At 38.7% G+C, this 6,874-nt stretch carries 6 protein-coding genes and 6 pseudogenes; 3 read left to right on the top strand and 9 right to left on the bottom strand.

The window, feature by feature from the left end:
• Positions 1-290 (bottom strand): annotated as a pseudogene (locus ACFIJR_RS08550) (phage tail protein); the annotation flags it as partial.
• 18 nt (positions 291-308) lie between these two features.
• Positions 309-410, bottom strand: a pseudogene (locus tag ACFIJR_RS08545) (phage antirepressor Ant); the annotation flags it as partial.
• 384 nt (positions 411-794) lie between these two features.
• On the opposite strand from ACFIJR_RS08545, the gene ACFIJR_RS08540 reads away from it, so the two are divergent.
• Complete coding sequence (locus ACFIJR_RS08540) at positions 795-1,880, top strand: hypothetical protein (protein WP_375627475.1); 1,086 nt, start codon at positions 795-797, stop codon at positions 1,878-1,880.
• A gap of 3 nt (positions 1,881-1,883) precedes the next feature.
• On the opposite strand, the gene ACFIJR_RS08535 is transcribed toward ACFIJR_RS08540, so the two are convergent.
• The 4 genes and pseudogenes from ACFIJR_RS08535 to ACFIJR_RS08520 form a co-directional block, all read right to left on the bottom strand.
• Positions 1,884-2,264: a hypothetical protein gene (locus ACFIJR_RS08535; protein WP_375654009.1), complete on the bottom strand. Its 381-nt coding sequence runs from the start codon at positions 2,262-2,264 to the stop codon at positions 1,884-1,886.
• Between the two features lies 1 nt (position 2,265).
• The gene (locus ACFIJR_RS08530; protein ID WP_375654008.1) at positions 2,266-3,342 is read right to left on the bottom strand and encodes a major capsid protein; all 1,077 of its coding nucleotides are present in this window, start codon (positions 3,340-3,342) and stop codon (positions 2,266-2,268) included.
• Between the two features lie 12 nt (positions 3,343-3,354).
• Positions 3,355-3,513: pseudogene (locus tag ACFIJR_RS08525) on the bottom strand (head decoration protein); the annotation flags it as partial.
• A 42-nt stretch (positions 3,514-3,555) separates the two neighbouring features.
• Positions 3,556-4,124, bottom strand: a pseudogene (locus tag ACFIJR_RS08520) (hypothetical protein).
• A 179-nt stretch (positions 4,125-4,303) separates the two neighbouring features.
• Here ACFIJR_RS08520 and ACFIJR_RS08515 point away from each other — a divergent pair.
• The gene (locus ACFIJR_RS08515) at positions 4,304-4,525 is read left to right on the top strand and encodes a type II toxin-antitoxin system RelB/DinJ family antitoxin (RefSeq protein WP_375627478.1); all 222 of its coding nucleotides are present in this window, start codon (positions 4,304-4,306) and stop codon (positions 4,523-4,525) included.
• The gene (locus ACFIJR_RS08510; protein ID WP_375654011.1) at positions 4,512-4,793 is read left to right on the top strand and encodes a type II toxin-antitoxin system YafQ family toxin; all 282 of its coding nucleotides are present in this window, start codon (positions 4,512-4,514) and stop codon (positions 4,791-4,793) included. Before ACFIJR_RS08515 ends, ACFIJR_RS08510 begins: the two co-directional genes overlap by 14 nt.
• Before the next feature lie 46 nt (positions 4,794-4,839).
• Here ACFIJR_RS08510 and ACFIJR_RS08505 read toward each other — a convergent pair whose 3' ends face one another.
• The 3 genes and pseudogenes from ACFIJR_RS08505 to ACFIJR_RS08495 all read right to left on the bottom strand — a co-directional run.
• On the bottom strand, positions 4,840-5,118 hold the full coding sequence (locus ACFIJR_RS08505; RefSeq protein ID WP_375654007.1) for a hypothetical protein: 279 nt from the start codon (positions 5,116-5,118) through the stop codon (positions 4,840-4,842).
• Positions 5,115-5,842: pseudogene (locus tag ACFIJR_RS08500) on the bottom strand (antA/AntB antirepressor family protein). Before ACFIJR_RS08500 ends, ACFIJR_RS08505 begins: the two are co-directional and overlap by 4 nt.
• A gap of 578 nt (positions 5,843-6,420) precedes the next feature.
• Positions 6,421-6,789: pseudogene (locus ACFIJR_RS08495) on the bottom strand (hypothetical protein); the annotation flags it as partial.
• Between the last annotated feature and the right edge of the window lie 85 nt (positions 6,790-6,874).

Here is a 6,874-nt window from a genome sequence, read left to right as displayed (position 1 = left end):
GCACCCACTTTATTTGTTGCCTGCATTTGTCCTGTTTCAACGACACTTGTATTAAAACCACTCTTGCGTTTTTCAGGCGGGGTATTTGTAACCAATACTGTATCCAGCATTCTTTTTGCGCGTGCATTGCTTTCATCGGTAAAGGTTTTAATGGTCTGGGTTGAAGTTTTGTTGATTGAAACATTAAAGCCTAGCTTTTTTTTCATCCAATTAGGCATCCAGCTGGTTAATTTGCTTATCATGCCGCTAAACCATTCGGACAGGGCTTGCCACTTGCTTTTGATGCCGTCTCACAAGCTACCAATGAGATCGGATTTTATCTCCAAAAATGCATGCAACTCACGAGCATTTACCGTTTGAACGGTATCCTGCTCAATAATTTGTTCTTTAATTTCTATAAGGGTATTCATAAAGGACTCCTAGTTGTTAGACGTTTCTTAATGACACTCTAAAAGAGCTCTGGGTGCTAAGAAACATGGGCAACTAGCTCGTCCGTTACATTTTCCCCGTAAAAGGGTCTTGTATAGTGTAACTACATCTTACAAAGTCATTATATGGGTGTAACATACAACGAGTCAAAACTTTAATTGGCGAAGAAGATATTGTTCCAGCAATCCGTTCGCTCATTGCTTTAAAGTGTTTCTTAGGTACCTGATTCGATTATTCATATCGCTGTAATAATGTCACGCAGTAATATCACTTTTTTCTAAAATTATAAGCACATCTTTACTTTATTTGTCGACTCACTTTAAATTTTTCGGCTTAGTTTTTTATTTATAGTGAAGGGGAAAATAATGCTCAATACGCTTGATACAATTGCGGTGATCGTATGCTTGTTATTATTCCCAGTGATGTTTGTCGGACTTGTTTTAGTGTGTATAAAAAAATGGCGGAAAAACGGATTGAAAACTCTTGGTATTGGAGTTTTATTATTTCTCGGCTCTGCAATATTAGGTGCGTTTTTTTTGCACAAACTCGAACCAGATCAAGTTACATACAATAATGAAATTTTTTCCTCCTCCTCGACTTTATTAACATATGTTGCTACTCAAAATGAAAGCGTGAAACATGTACTACCTGAGAATACTGATAAGCAAAGTATCCATGTTCAAGACAAAAAGTCAGACGAAAATGATGGTCTAGGTTTTTGGGGATGGTTCAGGTTAATTTTCTTTGCATGTATTGCTTTGTCTATTTTTGTTCATTGGCAAGATAAACGCAAAAAACGTTTTAAAGAAAAAGTTTCAGAGCAGGTTTTAATACCTCCCCCCCATATCCACCCTTCTTCTGATTTATCAGTTGTTAATAAAATGTCGCCGGAACTTGAAAAAAAGCGGTTAGAAAAGAGGGTACAGATCTTTCTCCTTTGTGTTCTGTTGAGTGGAGGCATTGTGGTAACAGTAACTATTACACCATGGTTATTACTACCCATTCTTATTGTTTTAATTTTTGTTATTATTGCCTATCGTGAGGCGAAAAAGGAAAAAAACTTTGAGCAAGAAGTTGCTTTGTGGCAATCAGATATTCCTCCCTCTAATTTTGAGGAAGCATGTGAAATGTTTCAAGAACTTGACGCAAGTGAATATGATTATCGTTTAGCAAAAAATGAAAAACTGTTGGGAGTTCAAGAACGCGTTACCTTCAATATTGGCGAAAAGACTCCAGCTTTAGGACGTCTTTTAGTAACAAACCAAGCTATTGTATTTGTAAGCCCTGAAGATAATGAAAGGACTACTTGGGCAGGAATTGCATCAGTCACTATAACATACCAAAGATGTCACATCAGTCACCGTACTGGCTCACCATGGAGTTACCGATTTAGTGCCATTCCAAATCCAAGGTTTGTAGCAGTAATTCGGGCTCTTGGGCAGCCTTATTAATTTTTAAACACACAAGATAAAGATACGTCCATTTTTTATCTCCCGCAAGATAAGCTTATACATACTAGATTCTGAGGCTTGGACATCTGTGACAGTGAAGTGCTCTTGAGAAGAGGGCGCTTTGCTGTTTTCAGGAGAGAGGACCACAATACTATCTTGAGGTTTTGGTGGTATTCCCCCGATATCATTGATACAAAGATCAAGTTCCTTTCTTGCAATTGTGGTGGGGATTCTGCCCCCAGTGTCCGATTCCGAATGTTTAATGCCGTAAATCGCTGTGATACGAAAAGATTGCTGGTTGTCCTTTCGCGTGTAGATGATGGGCTGCCCAAAAGTGTTGCGTACATCTTTAACCATTTGGTTTAGCAGCTCGTGCCATCGCATATTATTTCGCTCCAATCACTGCTTTAAACAGCATTTCAGGGCGTGTACAGATGTAAAGCGGATAGCTATAGACCTCCGGTTTTACCCATGCATTACGGTCGTGGTCGACGATTAGCATCGTGTAGAGAGGTCTTCCAACCGTGTTGGCAAAATCCAAGCTTTCACTAGGAGCAAAGGTTTTTTGGAATACACCAGGCGCATCAACAGGGAAGAATTGACATTCATCAGGCTTAATTCCTATGGCGCGTTTGGTTCCAGCCTTTGCACTTACATTATAGTTGTGAATACTCCGGTAATCAATAAAGGTTACACCCGCAAAGTCAAAACTGCCAAAGCTCCCCGAGCCAAGAGCGCTTGGTGTTGCAACACCTCCAGCGCTATTGAGTGTCTGTGCTAAGGCTGTGTTTAAATAGGTCTCACGAATTGTTTTATGGTTTTTCAACTTGGAAAAGAATTTATTTCCACAAAGACCAATAATCCGTGAACGATCAGAAAATGCTCCTTTTGAAGCCTCAATCATCCTCATAATGACTTGGTCAACATTGTCAGCAACATTGGTTGTCTCAACATTTAGTTTAAAGTCAATGGGCTTTGGTGGTGTGATTTCCCATTCTTTGTACCAGTCAACAATAACAGAGCCATCAGCATCAAGAACCACCCCTTGAACGGCGCCGAGTTGCATATTCTCCCATGTCAATTCAATTTCAGAAATCAGTTTCTTTTGTTTTCTGGCAATATATTTCATTGCTGTCTCTAACTGATCTTCTGTCCCAAATTCACGACGGTTCTGGATTTCTTCTGATTTCACCGTATCACTTTTGGCAATCCGTGTTGTTTTGAAAAACCGAAGATTACGACCCTCTCTATCACCTTCTGCCAAAGGTGCCCCGCGTTCACTGGTTTGAATAAGCGAAAATGTATTATCACGCCGTTCAATACCAACCACTGTGGTGCTTGTTTCCACTTCCTCAAAAAGATCAAGAGAACTAATAAGCCCCGGTTGAAACTCATAGTTTTCGATGGCTTTCATCATTGTGATGCTTGAGAAAGCATCATGTTTAAAAAAGTTCATATCCATGTGCGCATTCTCCTATCGCAATAGAATGTTGTTTTTGTCTTCTAAAGACTGAATGGCTGCTTTCTTTTGCTCATCTGTGATGGCATCTGTCCATAGCAGTTCAGAAGCTTTTACAGTGCATAAGCGTGCTGTAATCACGGCGCGTTGATCTGCTTCAGACGGTCTGGTTGTCGTGCGTCATTGGCATTGGCGAAAAATTCTTCGACTGTATTTTCATCCATTATTCGTTTCTTGCAAGTTCTCTAACTCTGGAGAATGAGGATCATGAAAGGTACTGGAATATTAACCCCCTCAAGCAAAGCTGTGCCCATGTAATAATCAATAACACCAATAAGGCTGGCGGCATCACATCCAACTTGTGCAGCAATGCTTGCAGCAAAACGATGAGGAAAATTCAACATGGCATCACGGTGTACTCTTCCAAACTCACGCGCTGCCTTTTTCATTTCTTCTCGATCAACGGTTGTTTCGCGTAAGCGTTCAAGGGCAATCTTTTCGCTTTCAAGCGCAACTTGCATTCGCTCCAGTTTTATCTTGTATTCATTGGCATCCTCTGTAGAGGTTTGTTTGATATTTGTTCGCGGTTGTCCATCAGGCGCTAAAAATGGGGTAGGGTGCTTGTTGGATTTGCTTGTTGCAACGGCTTCATTGACAGAACCATCTTCAAAAAGAGCCGCATCAAATTTGCCTGTCTTTATCCGAGAAACCACTGCATTATGTGAAACACGCATCTTTTTTGCAAACGCACGAACCGATATCCCCTCACGATGCTTCTTATTCATAGTTTCGCCTTGCCTTGATTTCCTTCCCATATTGAGAAATGGGGTTTTCGGCGTATCAGATAAGCCAAATATTTTGCGGTTGAAATTAAACTCCACTTGTATTGCACTGGAATACAGTTACAAGAGGAGAGATCATTATGGCAGCTAGTCGTATGCTTTAGGCGTGTGTACCAGAAGAAATTCAAAATATCGCTAATCAAGTTATTCAAGCTTCAGGTTTATCAGTAAGTGATGTTGTGAGAGTGTTGATGACGCGTATTGCACAAGATAAATCTATTCCGTTCTTCTTGTTTCAACCCAATGCGGAAACCATAGCGGCTTTTACGGAATTAGATGAAGGCAACTTAAAAAAGTTTCATTCCGTAGACGAATTATTTGATGATCTATATGTGGACGATTGAACGCACCACTATCTTCAAATGTGATTTCAAGCGTGAAATGAAGGGATGGTATCGGCATCTTTTAGATATTGATTTGCGCCAAATCATTGCAGCATTAGCAAATGACCAGCCTTTAGAACCTCGATATCATGATCATGCATTGACTGGGAATTGGAGCAATTATCGAGATTGTCATATTCGACCTGACTTAGTGTTGATTTATCGCTTGATTGCTCAAGATCGATTGGTTTTAGTATGTCTTGGCTCCTATTCAAAACTTGATCTTTAAACCACCTCCCCATTTTGAGAACGGGGAGGGGAGTTGTGTTTTTAAGTTAAGCAGCTTTTACAACAGGACTTTCCAAAGTAGGAGCATAAGTTTGCAATAACGGATTCATGCTATGCGGTAGTTCTGAAGTTCCAAAACCTGTAAGAACTGCAAGAATCTTTGTAATATTCGGCACCTCATCTTGAAGTTCTAAAATCAAAGCTTTTTCTACTATGCCCATGATGTCGACCAGAGCACTACAATTTTTGTTATCTACATATTCACAATTAACAAAGTGAAACAACGTTATCCATAAATCGCATAAAAAATTGGTATCTACCTTCATTGCACACCCCCAAAGATTTGTTCTCTCAAATATGCTAATCCTTTTGGTGTAATTTTTGTTGAAGGCAGTACCTTTTCTGTAGCATTAGGTCTTTGAATAGTGATAGCAGGATAATCCATAAATCCTTTCTTGATTTTATCCTGATAGGGTATAATGGATTACTTGGAACACGGCGATACACCCAATCATGTTTACGCAAGTAATCTGTTAAGTCCTTTGGTCGTACTTCAAGGATTTTTCCCCTTCAATAAGACTGAACAAACCATCAGAAGATTTTAAGCTCTCAAGCGCGTCTGCTTTGGATGCTAATTCTGCAATGATGCTATCTTTCTGTTCGATTTGATTTTGTAGTTGAATCAAGATGCCAAGTAATGCTTCGGGCTTGGAGTAATCGATTTGCGGTGTCGCTACTTGTTTTGCAAGCTTTTCACATTCGATAAAATACTCTTTTGGTTAATGACCTTTATCATTACGCTCGATCATTGAAGGTGTTTTGCCATGCCTAATGTATTGTGGTATTTTACGCTAGGCAATCTTTTTCTAAATTTTTAGAAAAAACTATAAAATCTATATTTTCTCGAAATTTGCATTCTATAATACGATTTTTAATCCAGTCTGCAAATTTTGATGTAATTTCCAAAAATTCATGCAAATCACGAGCATTGACGGTTTGAACAGCTTCTCTATCAATAACCATTTCTTTAATTTCTATAAGAGTGTTCATAGTGAAATCCTATCGATTAAGGTTCCTTATTGACATTCCAGAAGAATGCTGAGCGCTAAGAAACACGGTCGATAATCCGTCGTTACGCTTGGCCCATAAAGAGTATTGTATAGCGTAACTACACCCGACAAATCCATTATATGCATGTAGCATATAATGAGTCAAAGTCTCTAATGTGCGGAGAAGAGATTGTGTCGGTAATCTATCCGCTATCGATTTAAGGTGTTTCTTAGGCACCTGATTCAAAAATATACATTGACGCAATAATGTCGAGAATAAAAATAATTTCCATCTCAAAATAATTATATACTGTACAGTGTGCATATTGAAATAATTATTTATCAATGAGTTAAGTGTACAATGTACAGTTAATTTGAAAATTCTGTCGCTAGCGATAGTTTACGCAGCCTGCCCCGTAACGAAGCTAATTCGCTGGGAAGTATCTTTTATATTGATTTTATTGACTTTTTTATAAAAAAAACAAAGCATAAGTGATAATTTGTTTTTAAAATTGCAATCAAAGTGTGTAATGCATAAACTTATAAGGATATGGGATAGGTAGATAAAGCTTGAGAACATTATTTAGCTTTCTTATTAGCACCGTATTCTTGACGTTTAAGTTGTCTCTGTATGTTTTTAGTTAATCTTTCACTGGCATATTGTGCGATAGAATTTGTGATTTCTGGTTTGGACATCACTCCAGCAATTGATGATCCTTCTTGTTTTGCAATGGGGAATTTACCTCCGTCTACTCTTTGAAAAACATTACTCTTCATCTTTTTAAAATCAACACGCTTTGGAAAACTCCTACCCTTGATAAAACCATGAGGCAAGATTTCTTTTTTCCAAACATTGTGTAAGTTACGCCGCGTTTTGTTTTTTTTCTTGAAAAAATTAAGAGGTATCGGTGTTCCAGAACCAATGATATCTGTCTCGAGAAGTTTTGCTTTATAGCGGCTTTAGCCAAGGCATTTCACCTTGGCAAGCAAAGCGAACGGCAAAAGCAAACAGAGAATGCTTTAAAGACAGCAA

The sequence above is a fragment of the Bartonella sp. OD88NMGDW genome, from assembly GCF_042193775.1.
In the GTDB taxonomy this organism is placed as follows: Bacteria; Pseudomonadota; Alphaproteobacteria; order Rhizobiales; family Rhizobiaceae; genus Bartonella; species Bartonella grahamii.
This window is presented reverse-complemented; position numbering and strand designations above follow the sequence as displayed.